We start from the raw sequence: 18,223 nt of genomic DNA, 5'->3' as shown, positions 1-18,223 counted from the left end.
GACCAGTTTTGCTGGAGTTTGCTACATACACACTTGGCATGCCCAAAAAATAACAAGTGGTGGAAATAGTCAGGCAATCTTCGAATAACCTTACAAACTTGAATAGGCACAGCCATAGGGCTTGACCTTACTTGTCCGTATTCTGCTTCAGGAACTTATTTTTACATGGTTATCTGGTTAGTATTCGCGGTGGTACTGATAGGGTCTCTTCTATCTACGGGGGGGCTACGACGCTATGCCTTGTCGCGTAGCCTTATGGACATACCTAACGGGCGTAGTTCGCACTCTGTGCCGACACCGCGTGGTGGCGGGGTCGCGATTGTTCTGACCTATTTGACGGCATTGGTGTTGATGGCGTTCGTCGGGTCAGTCAATTGGACTGTAACTGTAACTTTGCTCGGTAGCGGTGCGTTGATTGCGTTGGTTGGATTTCTCGATGATCACGGGCATATAGCTGCGCGTTGGCGCCTTTTAGCTCATTTTTTTGCGGCAGCTTGGTCACTTTTCTGGATGGGGGGGTTGCCTCCTGTCACCCTGATGAGTATCACTGTAGATCTTGGCTGGCTTGGTCATTTACTTGCGGCTGTATATCTGGTTTGGATGCTTAATCTGTATAATTTTATGGATGGGATCGATGGTATCGCCAGCGCAGAGGCCGTTTGTGTCTGCTTGGGGGCATGTTTGGTGTACTGGTTGACGGGGCATGAAGACCTCATCATGCCGCCTATTTTACTGGCATTGTCCGTACTTGGTTTCCTGTATTGGAATTTCCCTCCCGCGCGTATTTTCATGGGTGATGCGGGAAGTGGCTTTCTAGGTATTGTGATTGGTGCTCTTTCATTGCAAGCCGCTCGGGTAGATAGTGAGTTTTTGTGGGTGTGGCTGATTTTGTTGGGGGTATTTATTGTTGATGCCACCTTTACCCTCTGGCGACGGTTGTGGCGCGGAGACAAGATATACGAAGCGCATCGCAGTCATGCCTATCAGTATGCATCACGTCTAGCTGGACGCCATTTGCCAGTAACTTTGGCGGTGACCGCCATTAACCTACTCTGGCTGCTACCGATAGGCGTTTGCGTCGGATTAGGGTTCGATGGCTTTTGGGGCTTTCTGTTGGCCTACGCCCCGTTGATATTGCTGGCTATTAAGTTTCATGCTGGTGAGTTGGAAAAAACTGGATAATTTTTGCTTTGCTCAAGGAGCTCGCGGGACGTAGACGTCACCGTTTTTTCTGGCAGTCATAGGGATCGAGGTATAAAAAGGGTATATGGATAATTTACGCACCCGTTTATTGGGTTTGCCGCGTAGGCAAAAACGCTTTTTGCAAGTCGCCACCGATATTGTGCTGGTCTGGGTTGCGCTCTGGCTGGCGTTTGTCGTACGCCTGGGTTTTGAGGATCTCAATAACCCTTTCGTTGTTCATTTGTGGCTTTTTCTCAGTGCACCAGTTATAGCAATTCCACTTTTTATTCACTTTGGCATGTACCGTGCCGTGATGCGGTATTTTGGCAATGATGCGTTAATCGCCATTATCAAAGCAGTGAGCCTATCATCATTGTTACTGTCTCTGGTGGTTTACCTGTACAGCAATCATCAGACATTGGTTCCACGGTCGATCGTATTCAACTATTGGTGGTTGAGCATGGTAATCATTGGTGGCCTACGTCTGGGAATGCGCCAATACTTTCTTGGCGACTGGTTTACTACCGTCCAACATGTACCTTTTACAAACCGCGATGATGGTTTGCCAAAGGTGGTCATCTATGGTGCTGGTGCTGCTGGTAATCAACTGGTAGCAGCACTGCGTATGGGCAAGTTGATGCGGCCCGTAGCTTTTATTGATGATGACAGTAGCATAGCTGATCGCGTCATCTCTGGACTGCAGGTATACAAGCCCAGACATATTCAACGGATGATTGACGAGACTGGAGCAGAAGAGCTGCTCTTGGCCATCCCCTCATCTACGCGGGCACGACGCAGAGAAATACTTGGTTACCTGGAAGGCTATCCGCTGCATGTGCGCAGTGTGCCTGGATTCATGGATTTAGCCAGCGGTCGTGTCAAAGTAGATGATATTCAGGAAGTCGATATTGCCGATCTACTAGGTCGAGACTCAGTGCCTGCGCAAGAGGATCTATTGGAAAGATGTATAAAGAACCGTGTAGTAATGGTTACCGGTGCAGGGGGATCGATTGGATCGGAGCTTTGCCGGCAAATATTGACGCTGGGCCCTACCGATCTGCTGCTGTTTGATCATAGTGAATACAATCTCTACTCTATCCAGTCAGAGCTCGAACAGCGTGTCCAGTCGGAGGCGTTGAACGTCAGGCTTATGTTTATTCTCGGCTCTGTGCGTAACCAGAACAGGTTATTAGACGTCATGAAGTTCTGGTCGGTTGATACTGTCTACCACGCTGCGGCTTACAAACATGTTCCCATGGTGGAACACAATATCGCAGAAGGTATCCTCAATAATTTGATGGGCACCCTCAACACAGCCCAGGCGGCATTGCAGGCTGGTGTTGAGAACTTTGTGCTAATTTCAACCGACAAAGCGGTACGACCGACTAACGTAATGGGGAGTACCAAGCGCTTGGCTGAGTTGGTGTTGCAGGCATTGAGCAAGGAACTGGCACCTGTTTTATTTGGAGATGCTTCGAATGTATCCAGTGTAAACAAAACTCGCTTCACGATGGTGCGTTTTGGTAATGTGCTGGGTTCTTCAGGATCTGTTATTCCGTTGTTTCATAAACAGATCCAGGCTGGTGGTCCATTGACTGTTACACATCCGAAAATCACCCGTTATTTCATGACTATTCCTGAGGCCGCACAGTTGGTTATCCAAGCGGGTTCTTTAGGGCAGGGCGGTGATGTATTCGTCCTCGACATGGGGGAGCCAGTGAAGATTATTGAGCTAGCTGAAAAGATGATTCACCTCTCGGGGTTGAGTGTTCGCTCGGATAAAAACCCGCGTGGGGATATCAAGATCAATTTCAGCGGACTGCGTCCAGGTGAAAAGCTATATGAGGAGTTATTGATTGGCGATAACGTCGCCGCTACCAGTCATCCAATGATCATGCGAGCCAGCGAGGAGTTTCTGACATGGGACGCATTGAAGGAAAAATTGTCAGTTTTGCTGATTGCCGTCGAAGCTCATGATTATGTTCTGATCAGACAAATTCTGAAGTCTATCGTAAGTGGATACAGCCCTGAGGACGAAATTGTTGACTGGATGTATGTTCAGCGACAATCCTCAAAAAAAATATCGGCACGCTGTGATAAAAACTGAGTAACAGCAAGCAAATCGCTTCAGCTCATCGGGAGGCGTGCCCTAGGTTACCAGGGATTGAGAGCCAGTCGGAACGCCGCCCTCATTTCCAAGCCTACCAATACCCAATTAGAGGCGTAAACGTCCGGCGAACACCTGCAACCGCTGCTCAACTCGATGCGTGACTGGCTGCTGGAAAGGCGCGTAATCCACTGCGACGAAACGCGCGTCCAGGTGATGAAAGAGCCTGATCGAGAGCCGACCAGTCAGTCCTGGATGTGGGTAAAAACCGGCGTAAGCGCTCCATAAACCCCACCTGGCTAAAGATGGGCAGAGCGTTCAGCCGTGAAGTCGAGGTTCGCAGTTCCACGGCAGCAAGGCTTCGTAATCTTCAACCGATGTCGCCGTTGGCAGGCGTTCCATTGGATGCGTTATCGGTAGGAATACAGAATTCGCGTGTTCGTTGGATATTGGACGTGGATATTCGAGCGTTCTTTGACACCATCGATCACGAATGGATGATGTGCTTTCTGCAACACCGAATTGCGGATAGGCGAATGTTAGCGCTGATAGTTCGATGGCTGCGCACAGGTGTTCTCGAAAATGGAAAGCGCATTCCTGCGAAGCAGGGTACGCCGCAAGGCGCGCCCATTTCACCGTTGCTTGCCAACATCTACCTGCACTACGTGATGGACTTGTGGATCAGGCAATGGCGCGAGCGTACTGCACGAGGTCAGATGATTGCTGTGCGATACGCAGACGACAGTGTGCTTGGATTTGAAAAGCATGAAGATGCATGGAGTTTTCGCCAGGCGTTGGAGGCTCGACTAGCCCAGTTCAACCTGACACTGCATCCAGAGAAAACACGTTTGCTACGGTTTGGCTGGTTCGCGATCGAAGATCACAAGAAGCGCAGGGAAGGAAAACCGGAAACTTTCGATTTTCTCGGGTTCACGCATATCTGTGACAAAACCAAGAACGGGATGTTTGTGGTTAGACGCGTGACCATCGCCAAGCGCATGAGAACGACAATCAGGGAGATACGGGCGCAGTTACACAAGCGCAGGCATGAGCCTGTCCCGGTAATCGGACAATGGTTGAGCCGTCTGTTTAAAGGTTACTGCAACTACTATCACGTACCCGGTAACACACGGCGACTGGATGCCTTTCGCCGTGAAGTGATCGGTGCGTGGAGGCATGCTCTTAAACGGCGAAGTCAGCGGCACCGTCTGAACTGGGAGCGCATGGCTACATTGGCCCGGCTATTCATACCCTATCCAAGAGAGCTACCAATGCATCCGCATCCCATAACCCGCTTCGGCGTCAAAACCCAAGGCAGGAGCCGTATGCGGTAATTCCGCACGTACGGATCTGTGCGGGGGGTGGCAGGTGACTGCCATTCCTACCGCGACCGGAATAGGAACGGCGTGTTGGCTGTATGAAATACCCGTTTAAAAGGCTGGAACTGGTGCCCACTTAAATTTAAGTGCACACCATTTCTTGGCTTTGCGGGGTTGGGGAGATGACTTGACCGTACGGTTACTTAGAGGCTTACTCGCGGCCTTGAGAAAATAAATAATACTGTTAAGACCCAAAAAGAAGTCATAGTTTCTAGGAAACCAAATACTTGGTTGTTTGCTGGTATATAGAGAAATAGTATGCCAAATAAAGGCAGTAGCATACGGGCGAAAAAATCTTCGTACATGATAGCTGACAAATAAATCCATGAGAAATAGGCGCCAAGAATTAACATTATTATGGCAACGCCAAAAAAACCCACGTCGTTGGCTATGTAGCTATAAAAAGAATGCCAGTAAACAAATTCATCCCATTGTTCGCTTATTTTATGTTGAAATGTTCTGTCTCTTATGTCAAAACCTAGATACTCGGCAAACGCTTTTTGTAGGAAAACAGAGTGGCCGATACCGAAGGATGTGGTGAAATCCTCATCCAGTGCAATCGACATTCCGTAATAACCCTGTACCATGTAAATGGTCAGCTTTTCGTAAAGATCCGTCGCGTGAGTCCTCTCTGTATTTGTCTCATCACTCTTAAATCTAATTCCTTTGTCTTTTAGATACTCAAATCGCTCGGGGACGCTATTTTCAAATGCGACCTGATAGGGTGAATGTCCGGACTTGACACTATAAAATTGCCAGAAAGAAAAGAAAAATATAGCCACCAGAGAAATTGTAAAAAACTTTCGTTGCTTAATCGTGGAAAAAACACCGGAAGATTTATTCGAGACTACTAAGATGCCGAGACAGATGGATATTATAAAAAAATAGGAAAAATTTATAGCGCTTAGGCTGGCAATGATTCCGGACAAAAGTGGGATGGTTGCTATTAAAACGCCGGCAATTTTACGGAATGTACTCAAGGTGTGCCAATAAAATACTAGGCCCGGTAGCAGGATGTACTTGAATGCGCTGGTAAAAAATAAGCTGGCAGTTATCAGCGGGTTATTTATAAAACCATCCATTGCTGCGTCAGATGCATAGAAGGCACGAGCTTGCCAGGGCGCAACCAATCCTCTATGTAAGTTGGAAAAAAAATCGTTCGGTATATATGAGTGCGAAAGGGTAAGGTTTCTATGCTGAACTATATTTGCCGCAAGCGCCAAGACCAATATTAACCAGAAGTAATGTGTGAATTTGTTTTTTTTAGTTTGGATTTTTAGGGGCGTTTTGTTAACTTTTATTTTTTTGGCGAAATAAAAACTCTGTACTATATAGCCCCCTATAAAAAAGATATGGTATAGAAAAATAAATCCTAAAAACTCGCTAGTGTTTTGCAGTGGCCATATGATGGGGCCATAGAAAAGCAGCCATAATCCCAGTAGTAAATATACTTCAACTAAAAAAAGCGGCGCATAAACTTTTATTTTGTTCACTTTCCAGATCCTTGGCAAGATGCGTTGACATAAGATGTAGGCGTGTATAGCCTCATTTGTTCTTGGTGCGTGAGCATGAGTCCACTATATGACCGTCATGAGATATACAATCTTTATAAAACATCTTTGCTCGCCTGACTATCAGGTTGTAATGCTCCTGATGTGGTTCTGGCTCCGGTACTGACGCTGAGTAAGTTTTAAGAAGAGGAAGCAGGTTCGCAGCGATTTTGAAAAGGTAGGTGTAATAGCTAATATTAAGCAATTTTTTAAGAGAACTATTGTCGATTTTGTAACAGTAAATCCTGTTTCTTAGCAAATACTTACCCAGCCAGGTCTTTTCGCAAGAAAGCATATAGCTAAAAACCTTTAGTTTGTCTACGTCAAAGTCTGAGCCTCTAATGAGGTAGGTTGAGCCAGATGTTCGTCTATAGTATATGTATACTTTTTTTGATTGTGTGAAGCTAATGTCCTGATAAGAGTTTGCAATTTTTACCATCATTGGGAAGTCTTCAGTGACACTGTGGCTGTTTATAAAGGAGGAAAGCTCCTTATCTTTCAAGAATTTTTTATTGTAAAATAAGCTTGGAGTGTTAATGCTGCTGACACCTTTCAGGCGTTCGAAAAACTTCTTTCCTTGGTAAATTACTTCTGTTGCTAAAATATGAAAGATGGTCGATTTTGATTCAAGGATTTTACCGTCGATCAGCAATAGTGGTAATCCAGAAAAAAAATCGTGATGCTTCAACTGTTCGACTTCTTCAAATATATTTGTGCATGCATAAACGTCATCGCCGGCAGTTATTTTAAATCGCTCGCCTTCAATCAGTGGCCATATCCTAGTGTAGTTCAGACAAGTGCCTTTGTTCGTGCCATCAGCCAAAATTTTGATATCTGTGAAGAGTTTGTCGTGTATAGAAAGCCAACGACTGGCCAGTGCAACAGTCTGATCCCGTGAGCCATCGTCAGCTACAATTAAATTAAATTCATACGCTGAACCAAAATTTTCAATCAAAAATCTAATGCTTTCAAGGTGTTCAATAATGTAGGCCTCATGATTGAACGTCAGGATGGCAAAAGTAAATTTACTCTTAATCACGTGACATACCTTTTAAAAACTTTCTGTTTAGAGTTCTGTAGATAAAAATAAAAGCATCCATCCCAATCATTTTGAAACCGAGCAGAAAGAAATCTATTTTCCATTTGAGGCCGTATTTGCCGTCTGATAATGACTCACTGGCAATGCCTCTTTGATCAAGATCTATAGAAAGCTTGTATTTTTCTATAATGGGAGCAATCACACTCAAAACCCACTTTCCTCTGCGTATAGCCCCGCCTAACGTATAATTATAGATAAATGTATCTTCCTTGCCCGCTTGAGCGCAGTAAAAGCGACAGCTATCCTTGAAGGTCCTTGCGCTGCCAAAAAACTCCCAAGCCCAGGGTGAATCTAACTCTCCTGTAAAGTCCATTAGGCGTTTAGTTCGCCAGATGGCGGGGGCCGAGTTCAGTCGATAGTCATTTCTCTTGCCTACCAATTCAAAGCCATCATGATGACCATCGAACTCATTCGGGCCTGGAATAGTATTAAAATAAAATACTGCAATGTCAGGGTTTTTTTTCATGTCGAATATGCATTCAGCTAGCTTTTTTTTACTGACTGGAGCTTCAAGGATGAAATCGTCAAATAAAGTAACTACGAATTCTGTATCTACTAAGGATAATGCTTTGCGGAGTCGCCATCCCCATGGTTTTTTTCCTTCTTTGACATTCAGATTCAGAGTGACTATCTGTAATCCATCGAATCTGAAACTCTTGTGCTCAGTGTTTAAAATTATCTTACATTCGCAATCGGGCCACATCGCTTTGAATGCATAAAAAAAGGGCGGCCAGACGTCCTCATAGTTGTCGCAAGAGTTTATAATAATAGTGCAGTCGGTTTTTTTGATGGGTTGAGCACTATATATCATGAACTTATATCCTGTTAGATGCGCAATTTATTTGTAATGCTATTGGGTAGAACTGCGTATCGAATTGTAAGAGCCGGATTTTGCGATCACTCCGTTTTCTACTTCGATCACGGTATCGCAACCTTTAAGCGTGTTCAGTCGATGAGCAATTACAATAAGCGTTATTTCTTTTCCAAGCCCCTCGACTGCTTTCATTACCTCTAACTCGGTTTTTCCATCAAGAGCGCTGGTGGCTTCATCTAGAATGATAACCTTGGCTTCTTTGTAAAATGCCCGAGCTATCGCAATACGCTGACGTTGTCCTCCGGACAGAAAAACGCCCCGTTCTCCCACCTGAGTATTATAACCATTTGTCCAAGACTCGATAACACTCGACATTTGAGCTTTCTCCGCTGCTCGACGCACGCGATCGAAGTCGATGTCCGAATAAGGTACTCCGAATGCAATATTTTCAGCCACGGACGCGTCTGATAGAAATATGAGCTGCGGTACATGGGCTATATTGGCCTGCCAGTTGCGGCTATTGGCTGCCGTCACTTCCACACCATCGACTAGAAAAGCGCCTTCATTCGGCGTCAATAACCCCATCAAAATATCGAGCATTGTGCTTTTGCCACTACCCGTTGCACCCATGATGCCGATACGGCTGCCTTTGAGGATGTTCAGCCTTACGTTCTGCAACACCCAGGGGGCGTCTGGGCCGTAGCGAAATGAAACCGCGTCTAGTGATATAGACTGCTCGAAAGGTAACGGAGTTCTCGGCACCTCTACATCTGTTTGGTTGTCCACTTCAGGGAGAAGATTCAGTACGTCCTGCAAAGAATCATGTGCTCCCTTGATGCATGCCCAAGCTGCGTAGGATTGTTGCAGGACTGGAAGTAACCGCTGTGCAGCAAGTGCAAGAGCGCCCAGCATTGGAATGGATGCTAGCAGCCCACCCGGCTGTTGCGAGAGCCAATATGCAAATACAGCAACCATTAGCATGCCAAAGGATTCAATCGTATAGCGTGGAGCGTTCGCGATGATTTGAATATTGGCTTTTGCTCGACGTAATTTGTAATCGGCAGCATTGAAATCTTTACGATAGCCGCGTTGCGATGAATCAATGATTACGTCGCGAATGCCCTCAAGACTTTCACTCAATAATTTCAGCAGTTTGTCTGAGCTTAAGCTGACTTCAAGGCTGTCTTTTCCAAGCTGTTTTTTTGTAATAAAAATGACAGAAAGATAAACGCCACCAAAGCTAGAAAATGCCAAAAAGGCCACTACCGGTTGGATCGCTAATACAATCACGAGTATCGCCAGCATCATGAAAATTGAGCTGGCGATCGTCAACACCGGGAATAGAAATTCACGTACAACCATGTCAACTTTGTTGAAGATGGCCGTGATGACTTCACTGCTATTTCTCGCCAAGTGCATGCTATAGGGCTGATAAATGACGGCCTTGTATATTCCGTCCGACAGGTCGCTGCCCACTGCGGAACTAAATCTATTCTGCGCCCACATAAGGATAAAACGGCTCACGCCTGAAAAAATTGCGGCCAGTGCAAAAATGATAGTGAGAGGGAGCAGCAGTCCATCCGCTGAGGTAACCCCTAGTGCGGTAAACATGCTATTTGCCAGTGGCTGATCCATTATTTTTGCTGGATTGATCAACACTGCAAGAAAAGGAACTATCGCTCCGATACTCAGGACTTCGGCAAATGATGCCACTATCATAAGAGAAAGAATTATACATAGTTGCACCTTTCTCTTGAACGTCAGGCACTTCCAAAGTCGGATTAATGATGCGGTCATCAACTCACTCTTCACACAAAAAATTGTTGACCGCTGCAATGACAAGTTCAGTCTCTGATAGAGTCATGACAGGGCTTATTGGCAAGCTCAATACTCGCGCATGTATCGCTTCAGTAATGGGGTAGCACTTGTTGTTCCAATCCCTGTAAGCGTGCTGTTGATGCGCAGGTACAGGATAGTGGATTATGGTCTGGATTCCTTTCTCCGCCAGATAACGTTGTAGTTCATCACGGCGGTCACACTGGACGACAAAGACATGCCATACGTGATCTTTCAGCGATTGGACGCGGGTACCTGGCGGCAGCGGTAATACTATGTTTGGATTTTTTATTCCATCCATGTAAGTTTGCGCCACATTTCTACGCTGTTGTGTTTGCTCGTCCAGATACTTGATTTTGACACTCAGCATGGCCGCTTGAATTTCGTCTAAGCGGCTGTTTACCCCTTGGTATAGATTTTTGTATTTCTCATGGGAGCCATAATTACGCAACGCTCTGAGCGTATCCGCCAGTTCGTCATCATCGGTAGTGATGGCCCCCGCGTCGCCTAAGGCACCAAGGTTTTTTCCTGGATAAAAGCTGAATCCCGATGCATGTCCCCAACTCCCGGCCTGTCGGCCATCATGGCTAGCACCGTGAGCTTGGGCGGAGTCTTCCAGCACAAGAAGGTTATTTCGATGTGCCAGCCCCATCAACGCCGGCATATCACAAAGCTGTCCATACAAGTGGACCGCCATGATGACTCGGGTTCTAGCTGTGATAGCAGCCGCTGCATACTCGGGCTTCAGATTAAAAGTGGCTGCATCCGGCTCCACCAAAATTGGTATCAGTCGGTTTTCGGTTATGGCAAGAACGCTTGCAATGTAGGTATTAGCAGGGACAATAACTTCATCGCCATCTTTGAGTTTGCCCAATTCCTTCCAAGCACGAAGTGTAAGATTCAGTGCATCCAGACCATTTGCGACGCCGATACAGTGGCGACTACCGGTATAGGCCGAGAATGCATTTTCGAAGTCAGACAGTTCCTTACCGCCAATATACCAGCCAGAATCTATCACTCGAGTGCAAGACTCAACTAACTCATCGCGCATTGTGGCGTTTATTTTCTTTAAATCGAGAAAGCTAATCATATATCAATATGCCTGACAATTTTAGCAGGGTTACCTATCACAACGGCCCTGTCTGGGACGTCCTTTGTTACAACAGCGCCCGCGCCGACCATTGCTTGGCTCCCCACTGTAATACCAGGAAGCAGTGTTGCATTAGCTCCAATGCTGGCGCCTTTTTTGATGGTGACCCCCGTGAAAATACGGGGAAAAGACTTCGATCTAGGAAAAGGGTCATTAGTAAATGTGGCATTGGGGCCAATGAATACATTGTCTTCTATCCGGGTACCCTCCCATAAGAAAACACCTGATTTTACAGTGACATTATTCCCAATAATAACGTCATTTTCTACCAGCGTGTGTGCGCATATATTACAGTTGCTACCTATAATCGCGCCTTCGAAAATAACGCTGTACTGCCATATTCGTGTATCACTTCCTATATTGAGGCTTTTAACATCTGCCAAAGCATGAATTTCAGGCATATTTTATGCTCTCTGCGAAATCATTATAATCCCGGATGTAGTCCGACTCATCGTAATGCTCACTAGCCAGCACTAGCAGTATGCAGTCATCGCTGAAATCGGACATTTCCCGCCATACCATGCTTTCGATCAATAACCCTTTTGTAGCGTTATCCATCCAGCATGCTTCGCGAACCAAGCCATTGTCGAGAGTCATTCTCAATCGGCCCTTTACGCAGATGGCAACTTGCTTCAAGCTGCGATGCGCGTGAAATCCTCGGCTGACACCTTCAGCAGTTCTATAGATATAATAGACGCGCTTGATGTCAAAAGGGATTGCCTTTTCCATGCCGATTTCGAGAGCTACCAATTCCCCCCTTTCGTCACCCAGGCCGGGAAAATCAATCCACTTGATCAAGCTCATCTTTTTCCAACCTCATATTTCTTTGAAAAAATCTTAAAGATGCATCTAACGGTTATTCGGTTATTTTCTAGCTAAGCTGAAAAGCTCCTAGAATACGCCAAACAGCGTTGATATTCACGGGATTTTTCTGCCACAGCCTACAGCTGCATCTTATCGTGCCCCCTCTATCAAGTGTTTAAAGGCGTCGTCAGCAGCCTAGTGTCTGGAACAGCGAAGGAGGGAGGCCAGGCGGTCCGGAGGTTACCTGCAAAACTGCGAATCGCTTACCCGACGACTTGGCAGCTAGTGTACGTAGCCAACTGATGACATGTGTTTCTCTCGGCGAAAATGCGTCCCTAACACACCGCCGATTTCTCGGATCAAGCCCGGCCGTCGAGTTCGACGCTCGCATAGCTACCAGCTGGTCATCGGTCTCGTTAGCCAAGGGCAGATGCTCAACTAATCGTGATCAAGACTGAGTTGGGTATTAAGGGGGCGAAAAATGGCGAACAGTTACATTCGTTATGGATCATAATTTTTTAGTGAAGAGCTGAATTAAAAATTGTTTTAATAGTTGGGGTTAATTCAGCTGTCGGTTTGACGAAGAGTCATGAATATTCTTCCAGAATTTATAATTGCGGTGTCAGCTGAAATCGGCGGAGCCCACCCAAGCAGTGTCCTCGATTTCGATGAGTCTATCTGTAATGAACCGTATAGTTGCGTATAGGTGTTCTGTTTGCCGATCAAGCGTGCAAAGGTTTTCAAAAAAATAGAAGGTATGGGAAATAATAGTGCTTTGTGCCCCATGCCCTCGGCTAAGTAACTGACCAATTGGCCTGTAGAGAAATCCGTACCGTCTGATACGAGAAATATCTGATTAGCTGCCGCCGGGTGGTCTATGCACACACAGATGAAATCAACCAGGTTTTCTAGTGCGACCATGCTTCTGCTATTTTTAATCCGTTTGAACGGTAATGGAATACCGGATTGTACGAGCTTGAGCAACCTTCTGAAATTTCCGGGGGCATGTGCGGCATACACCAAAGGAGGTCTAATGATCACAACATTCATTTCAGATTGCTCGGCAATTTGTAAGAGCCCGATCTCAGCCTCCAGTTTTGAAGTGGCGTAATCCGCGTGAGGGACGGGCTCTGACGATTCTGAAAAAGGGAAGGTTGAAGTAGAAGCGCCATTTACCCCAATAGAGCTGATAAAGACGAAGCGCTTTACGCCCTGCGCTGCGGCCTGCCTAGCCAAGTTCAGTGTCGCATGGGTATTGGCCTCTCTGAATAGCTCAAGTGCATTGCTCTCTTGTTTTAACACGTGGGCGCGGCCTGCCGTGTGAACCACGCAGTCAACATCAAGCAACGCCTCATGCCACACTGTTTGCGAGTTGAAATCGCCAAGGTTGAATACTTGGTAAGCGGTTTCGAGTGCCGTATTTTCTGATCGAGTCGCTACGGCAATCCGATGATTTGCACGTTGGGCGAGCTGATCTAGGAGTTCTGAACCGACAAAACCCGTAGCGCCGGTGAGTAAAACTTTTTTCATCTGTAAAGAGTCTCTACCTGTGACGCGAGCATTATGGATATAGGCGTTTGTGCCCCTTACCGGAACGTGCCTCGTCGTTATTCTGGCTAATTGATCTTTATTTCGTAAGTTGTTTACGTTTTTGAGGTGACTTCACCATGTGATACATACTGCCATATTTTGGCGAGTCGCTGGTCTCACGGAGACGGCAATGCTCGAGAAATTCATACCTTGTAACGTGGCTTTTTTTGACGTGGTTCCAATTTCATCTAGCGTGAAAAAGCAGCCTCGGAAAAGCTGCTTTTCTCTTACACTGTCATGGAGCGTCACCAATGCAAAACACCTACCTCACCTCCCTAATCTTCGCCTTCCTCACGACCCTCTCAGTCACCACCACCGCAGCCCCGTCCATCAAACCCGAAGCTCCAACCCCTATCACCGCCCAGATGACCAAGGTCGAGCAGTCCACCAAGGTCAACCTGAACACCGCCGACGCCGAAACCCTGCGTCGTGACCTCTTCGGTATCGGTGCCGCTAAAGCCCAGGCGATCATCGCCTATCGCGAAAGCAATGGTCCGTTCACGGCGGTGGATGAGTTGTTGGAAGTGAAGGGGATTGGCAAGGCGCTGCTGGAGAAGAATCGCGATAGGCTGGCCATCAACTGATTCATCCAGGAGGCCGGTCATTGATCGGCCTTTTTGCCCTCCGGGTTCTGCGTTTTCAGGCGTTCGCGCACCACGGCCATGATCTGTCTTGCCAATTGAGGGGCTTCAACACTCCTGGCCAGTACCAATGCGCCCACCAGTGTCGACATCATCACCAGGCTCTTTGCATCGCAACGCTCATCTCCCAATGCCGTTTCTATTTGCTTGAGCCTTGCGTTGAGTACCTGGTCTGTAGTCGCACTGGGCTGGCCTCGGAGCCCCAGTTCTGAACACATCGTTGGCAGCGGGCAGCCTTGGTCCGGGGAGGCCAGGTGCCATTCCGACAGGTAACTGTCGATAAACGCGCCCAGCGGCTGCTCCTGGCTGAACAGCATGTCGCAATGGGCGTCCAGGTCTGCGGCGGCCGCCTGCAGGGCTGTCTCCACCAGTTCGTCCTTGGATTTGAAATGCGCGTAAAAGCCGCCATGGTTCAGGTTCAACGCTTTCATCAGTGGCTGTAGGCCGGTGGCGTCGATGCCATCGCGGCGAAAGCGCGCAGAGGCTTCCGTGATGATGCGTTGGTGGGTCTGGGCTTTGTGGTTTTGTGAATAACGCATGGGGCATGCCTCGGTTACAGGCGGGCATTTTAACCAACTTGACCTTTTTTACACACTCGTCGGCATGCAAGGCGTTGGCATGAAATGTGATTACATCTAGACGGAGGATTGTTCAACAATCGTGAGGTGGTCATGACGCTCAGTTTGTCTTTAGCCGACCAGATTGCCCTGGAGCTGCGTGCCGACATCATTGCGGGGCGGTTATTGCCAGGCATGGCATTGGTCGAGGTGGATCTGGTCAAGGCCTACAGTGCGTCGCGCAATACGATTCGCGAAGCCTTGCACCGTCTGGGGCAGGAGGGGTTGACCCGTTATGTGCGTAACAAGGGCGTCATGGTGCGGCGGTTGGAGCGGGAGGAAGTCCGCGATCTGTTTGTCGTCCGCCGTACCCTGGAGTTGCAGGCCATCGCCGGAAGCGATGCCTTGACGCACGAGCAATCCGAACGCCTGCAAAACGCCATTGACGCCACCACCCTGGCCCGTGAGCGCGAGGATTGGCGTGCGGTGGCCACCCACAGTTTGCTGTTCCATCAGCACATCGTCGGGTTGATGGGCAGCCCGTTGTTCGATGAGTTTTTTGCCCAGGTCATCGCCCAGTTGCGCCTGGTGTTTTGCGCCGCGCCTGATGAGCAACGTTTCCAGTCGCCCTGGCTGGAGCGTGACCGTGAGATTTATCAATGGCTGGTCGAGCAGGACAAACCGGCGGCAGGGGAGGCGATGAGCCTGTACCTGGATGATTCGGAACGCCTGTCCTTGGCCCTGTTTACCCACCCCTGATCGAGGATCTGCATCATGTACAAAGACTATCCGGCCGCTTATCAGGTCAGCAAGGGTTCGGCGTTGCAGGTCGACGCGGCATTTTACGAGCGCATTCGTGACCGAAAAGATCAGCGCAGCTTGATCGAGCAGTTCGAGGTACCGATTCGCACGGGCAGGGCGTGGAAGGTGCCCGCCGGGCATGTGTTTCGTGTTACCACGCCCGTGGGCCCGCAGGTGGGGGACTTCAATGTGTGGAACGCCAATGACCCCCGCGAACGTCTTTGGGCAGCACGTACCCGTCAGTTGCAGGGGGCGCATGTGAGCACTCATGACCGGCTATGGTCGAATCTGCCATTTCTAAGGCCACTGGTGACCATCACCGATGACAGCCTGGCCAGTTACGGCATCGATGAGCACGGCGGGCGTCTGCATGACTTGCTGGGGACACGGTGCGATCCCTATGTGAACCGCATGCTCACCGGCGAGGACTTCCATCACCATTGCCACTCCAACCTGACCCGCGCGGTATTACCCCACGGTCTGACGGAATTCGACGTGCATGACGTGCTGAATATTTTCCAGTGCACGGGCCTCAATCACGACGACATGTATTTCATGAAAGCCTGCCCGGCGCAGAAGGGCGATTACCTGGAGTTCTTTGCCGAGATTGATTTGCTCTGCGCGCTGTCGACGTGCCCGGGCGGGGATTTGTCGCTGCCGATGTGGGGGCCGGATGCGCAGGATCCGCTGACGGTGTGCCGTCCGTTGGGGGTTGAGATCTATCGGCTGGAGGACGAGTTGCTGGACGGCTGGAGCCAGCCGGAGCGTGCTGCCTATAAAGGGCAGCACGGGTTGCAGATTGCCAAGGCGGATTGGGAGTAAACGGTCCTAGCGGTCCTGCGCGTCCTTGGCGTCCGCCTGGGCATTGCGCTCGGCCACGCGCTTGCGTTGTTCGTCGGTGAGTTCCACCTTGTTGGCGCTGTCACGCAGCATCATCAGCCCTCCGACGATCGACCCAATCGCAACCACCATAATCAACCACGCATACCACGGCATAAGGCTCTCCTTGAGGCAGATTACCGTCGGAGAATTTTCCCACGGCAATAACTACTTTGAGTGACGGGCTTTCTGAGTAGTTCAGTGTAGGCCCGTTCTGCCTCGAAACCTTAGAGCCCGGTCAACATTGCATCTGCCGGTGCATCGGCACGGTCCTGTGCGGTCATCTGGAAGTAGATGAAACCCACGGCCATAAAGCCGAGGAAGATCAGCCCGATCAGCGTGTTGAACCACGCCATGGCCACCAGGCACACCACGGCCAGCGCCAGCGCAATGCCGGGCACGATCGGATAACCCGGCGCGCGGAAGGTACGTTCCAGCAGCGGCTCGGTCTTACGCAGTTTGAACAGGCTGAGCATGCTCATGATGTACATCACAATGGCACCGAACACCGCCATGGTGATCATCGCCGCGGTCAATGTCATGCCACCCAGGTTGATCAGGCCATCGCTGTAGATGGCGGCGATGCCGACCACGCCACCGGCGATGATTGCCCGGTGTGGTGTCTGAAAGCGCGATAATTTGGCGAGGAAGGAGGGCAGGTAACCGGCGCGGGCCAGGGCAAAGAACTGGCGCGAGTAGCCCAGGATAATGCCGTGGAAGCTCGCCACCAGGCCGAACAGGCCGATCCAGACCAGCATGTGCAGCCAGCCGGAGTTGTCGCCCACCACGGTTTTCATCGCCTGCGGCAGTGGATCGTTGATGTTCGACAGGGTGCGCCAGTCGCCCACGCCGCCGGCGAAGAACATCACGCCCATGGCCAGGATCACCAGGGTCAGGATGCCGCTGATGTAGGCCTTTGGAATGGTGCGCTTCGGATCTTTTGCTTCCTCGGCCGCCATGGCTGCGCCTTCGATGGCCAGGAAAAACCAGATGGCAAACGGAATCGCCGCAAACATCCCGGCAACCGCCGGGGCGCCGAAGGTATCGGAACCGGCCCAACCGTTCAGGGCAAAGTTGCTGAAGCTGAACGCGGGCGCGACCACGCCCATGAACACCAGCAGCTCGGCGACGGCGAGCACGCACACCACCAGCTCGAAGGTCGCGGCCAGTTTCACGCCGAGAATATTCAGCCCCATGAATACGATGTAGGCACCGACGGCCGCATGCTTGGGGTCCAGGGCCGGGAACTGCACATTCAGATACGCGCCGATCGCCAGGGCGATGGCAGGCGGGGCGAAGACAAATTCGATCAGGGTGGCGAGGCCTGCGATCAAGCCGCCTTTCTCCCCAAAGGCGCGACGACTGTAGGCAAACGGCCCGCCTGCGTGAGGAATGGCGGTAGTCAGCTCGGTGAAACTGAAGATAAAGCAGGTGTACATCGCGGCGACCATCAGCGAGGTCACCAGGAAGCCCAAGGTCCCGGCCACGCCCCAGCCGTAGCTCCAGCCGAAGTATTCCCCGGAAATCACCAGCCCGACGGCAATGCCCCATAAATGCAGGGTGCCCAAGGTGGGTTTGAGTTGTGTGTTCATTGTGCTGCGCTCCCTGAACGGTTTGGAATGATTCAAGGTGTTGCAGCGGCCATGCCAGCCTGAGAATCATTGTCGTAAAGCGGCGCAACTGTCGTGTGGGGGATGGTTTGGCGTTTGAAATTTGCCGGTGTCGCACCAGATAGGTGCGGCGGTCACGGTGCCGGCGCTATCGGGAGCAAGCCCCCTCCCACAGGTTGACTGGCGCTCGGCATGACAACGCGGTCAAGTGTGGGAGGGGGCTT

General features: G+C 49.5%; 17 protein-coding genes and 1 pseudogene. 7 read left to right on the top strand and 11 right to left on the bottom strand.

From position 1 onward, the window contains the following. Nucleotides 1-165: 165 nt before the first annotated feature. The 4 genes and pseudogenes from PspCFBP13509_RS29520 to PspCFBP13509_RS29500 all read left to right on the top strand — a co-directional run bounded on the left by PspCFBP13509_RS29520 (nt 166) and on the right by PspCFBP13509_RS29500 (nt 4,623). Nucleotides 166-1,182: an MraY family glycosyltransferase gene (locus PspCFBP13509_RS29520; RefSeq protein ID WP_065928108.1), complete on the top strand. Its 1,017-nt coding sequence runs from the start codon at nt 166-168 to the stop codon at nt 1,180-1,182. Nucleotides 1,183-1,267: 85 nt separating this feature from the next. Then, entirely contained in the window at nt 1,268-3,289 is a 2,022-nt protein-coding gene (locus PspCFBP13509_RS29515) for a polysaccharide biosynthesis protein (protein WP_065928107.1), read from the top strand. 129 nt (nt 3,290-3,418) lie between these two features. After that, a pseudogene (locus tag PspCFBP13509_RS29510) lies at nt 3,419-3,556 on the top strand (IS66 family transposase); the annotation flags it as partial. Nucleotides 3,557-3,666: 110 nt separating this feature from the next. Beyond that, on the top strand, nt 3,667-4,623 hold the full coding sequence (locus PspCFBP13509_RS29500) for a reverse transcriptase domain-containing protein (RefSeq protein WP_275113177.1): 957 nt from the start codon (nt 3,667-3,669) through the stop codon (nt 4,621-4,623). 188 nt (nt 4,624-4,811) lie between these two features. Here PspCFBP13509_RS29500 and PspCFBP13509_RS29495 read toward each other — a convergent pair whose 3' ends face one another. The 8 genes from PspCFBP13509_RS29495 to PspCFBP13509_RS29460 form a co-directional block, all read right to left on the bottom strand. Further along, the gene (locus tag PspCFBP13509_RS29495) at nt 4,812-6,161 is read right to left on the bottom strand and encodes a hypothetical protein (protein ID WP_137213070.1); all 1,350 of its coding nucleotides are present in this window, start codon (nt 6,159-6,161) and stop codon (nt 4,812-4,814) included. 52 nt (nt 6,162-6,213) lie between these two features. Beyond that, nucleotides 6,214-7,257: a glycosyltransferase family A protein gene (locus PspCFBP13509_RS29490; protein WP_137213069.1), complete on the bottom strand. Its 1,044-nt coding sequence runs from the start codon at nt 7,255-7,257 to the stop codon at nt 6,214-6,216. Then, a complete protein-coding gene (locus tag PspCFBP13509_RS29485) occupies nt 7,250-8,128 on the bottom strand; it encodes a hypothetical protein (protein WP_065928103.1) in 879 nt (292 codons plus the stop codon). Before PspCFBP13509_RS29485 ends, PspCFBP13509_RS29490 begins: the two co-directional genes overlap by 8 nt. Nucleotides 8,129-8,167: 39 nt before the next feature. After that, nucleotides 8,168-9,928, bottom strand: coding sequence for an ABC transporter ATP-binding protein (locus tag PspCFBP13509_RS29480; protein ID WP_065928102.1), 1,761 nt, complete (start codon nt 9,926-9,928; stop codon nt 8,168-8,170). 4 nt (nt 9,929-9,932) lie between these two features. Continuing rightward, entirely contained in the window at nt 9,933-11,057 is a 1,125-nt protein-coding gene (locus PspCFBP13509_RS29475; protein WP_065928101.1) for a DegT/DnrJ/EryC1/StrS family aminotransferase, read from the bottom strand. Then, on the bottom strand, nt 11,054-11,518 hold the full coding sequence (locus tag PspCFBP13509_RS29470) for an acyltransferase (protein ID WP_083244956.1): 465 nt from the start codon (nt 11,516-11,518) through the stop codon (nt 11,054-11,056). The genes PspCFBP13509_RS29475 and PspCFBP13509_RS29470 overlap by 4 nt, the downstream gene beginning before the upstream one ends. Beyond that, entirely contained in the window at nt 11,511-11,921 is a 411-nt protein-coding gene (locus PspCFBP13509_RS29465; RefSeq protein ID WP_065928100.1) for a sugar 3,4-ketoisomerase, read from the bottom strand. The genes PspCFBP13509_RS29470 and PspCFBP13509_RS29465 overlap by 8 nt, the downstream gene beginning before the upstream one ends. Nucleotides 11,922-12,485: 564 nt before the next feature. Then, nucleotides 12,486-13,451 carry an NAD-dependent epimerase/dehydratase family protein gene (locus tag PspCFBP13509_RS29460; protein WP_065928099.1) on the bottom strand — a complete coding sequence of 322 codons (966 nt, stop codon included), beginning with the start codon at nt 13,449-13,451 and terminating at the stop codon, nt 12,486-12,488. A 311-nt stretch (nt 13,452-13,762) separates the two neighbouring features. Here PspCFBP13509_RS29460 and PspCFBP13509_RS29455 point away from each other — a divergent pair, with 311 nt between their 5' ends. After that, a complete protein-coding gene (locus PspCFBP13509_RS29455) occupies nt 13,763-14,095 on the top strand; it encodes a ComEA family DNA-binding protein (RefSeq protein ID WP_027604151.1) in 333 nt (110 codons plus the stop codon). 17 nt (nt 14,096-14,112) lie between these two features. On the opposite strand, the gene PspCFBP13509_RS29450 is transcribed toward PspCFBP13509_RS29455, so the two are convergent. Further along, nucleotides 14,113-14,691: a TetR/AcrR family transcriptional regulator gene (locus PspCFBP13509_RS29450; RefSeq protein WP_137213068.1), complete on the bottom strand. Its 579-nt coding sequence runs from the start codon at nt 14,689-14,691 to the stop codon at nt 14,113-14,115. A gap of 132 nt (nt 14,692-14,823) precedes the next feature. Between PspCFBP13509_RS29450 and PspCFBP13509_RS29445 the strand changes: the two genes are divergently transcribed. Together PspCFBP13509_RS29445 and PspCFBP13509_RS29440 are read left to right on the top strand one after the other, a co-directional pair. Further along, nucleotides 14,824-15,468, top strand: a complete 645-nt coding sequence (locus PspCFBP13509_RS29445; RefSeq protein ID WP_065947449.1) for a GntR family transcriptional regulator — start codon at nt 14,824-14,826, stop codon at nt 15,466-15,468. Between the two features lie 15 nt (nt 15,469-15,483). Then, complete coding sequence (locus PspCFBP13509_RS29440; protein ID WP_027604148.1) at nt 15,484-16,332, top strand: urea carboxylase-associated family protein; 849 nt, start codon at nt 15,484-15,486, stop codon at nt 16,330-16,332. A 6-nt stretch (nt 16,333-16,338) separates the two neighbouring features. Here the strand turns inward: PspCFBP13509_RS29440 and PspCFBP13509_RS29435 are convergent, their stop codons facing one another. Beyond that, the gene (locus tag PspCFBP13509_RS29435) at nt 16,339-16,506 is read right to left on the bottom strand and encodes a DUF2897 family protein (protein ID WP_003172675.1); all 168 of its coding nucleotides are present in this window, start codon (nt 16,504-16,506) and stop codon (nt 16,339-16,341) included. A gap of 110 nt (nt 16,507-16,616) precedes the next feature. Next, nucleotides 16,617-17,981 (bottom strand): ethanolamine permease, encoded by a 1,365-nt coding sequence (gene eat, locus PspCFBP13509_RS29430; RefSeq protein WP_065928097.1) that lies wholly within the window; start codon nt 17,979-17,981, stop codon nt 16,617-16,619. Between the last annotated feature and the right edge of the window lie 242 nt (nt 17,982-18,223).

Origin of the sequence: Pseudomonas sp. CFBP13509, from assembly GCF_005233485.1 — a bacterium.
Classification (GTDB): domain Bacteria; phylum Pseudomonadota; class Gammaproteobacteria; order Pseudomonadales; family Pseudomonadaceae; genus Aquipseudomonas; species Aquipseudomonas marginalis.
The sequence above is the reverse complement of the archived record's forward strand: the minus strand, read 5'-3'. Positions and strand labels throughout refer to the sequence as shown.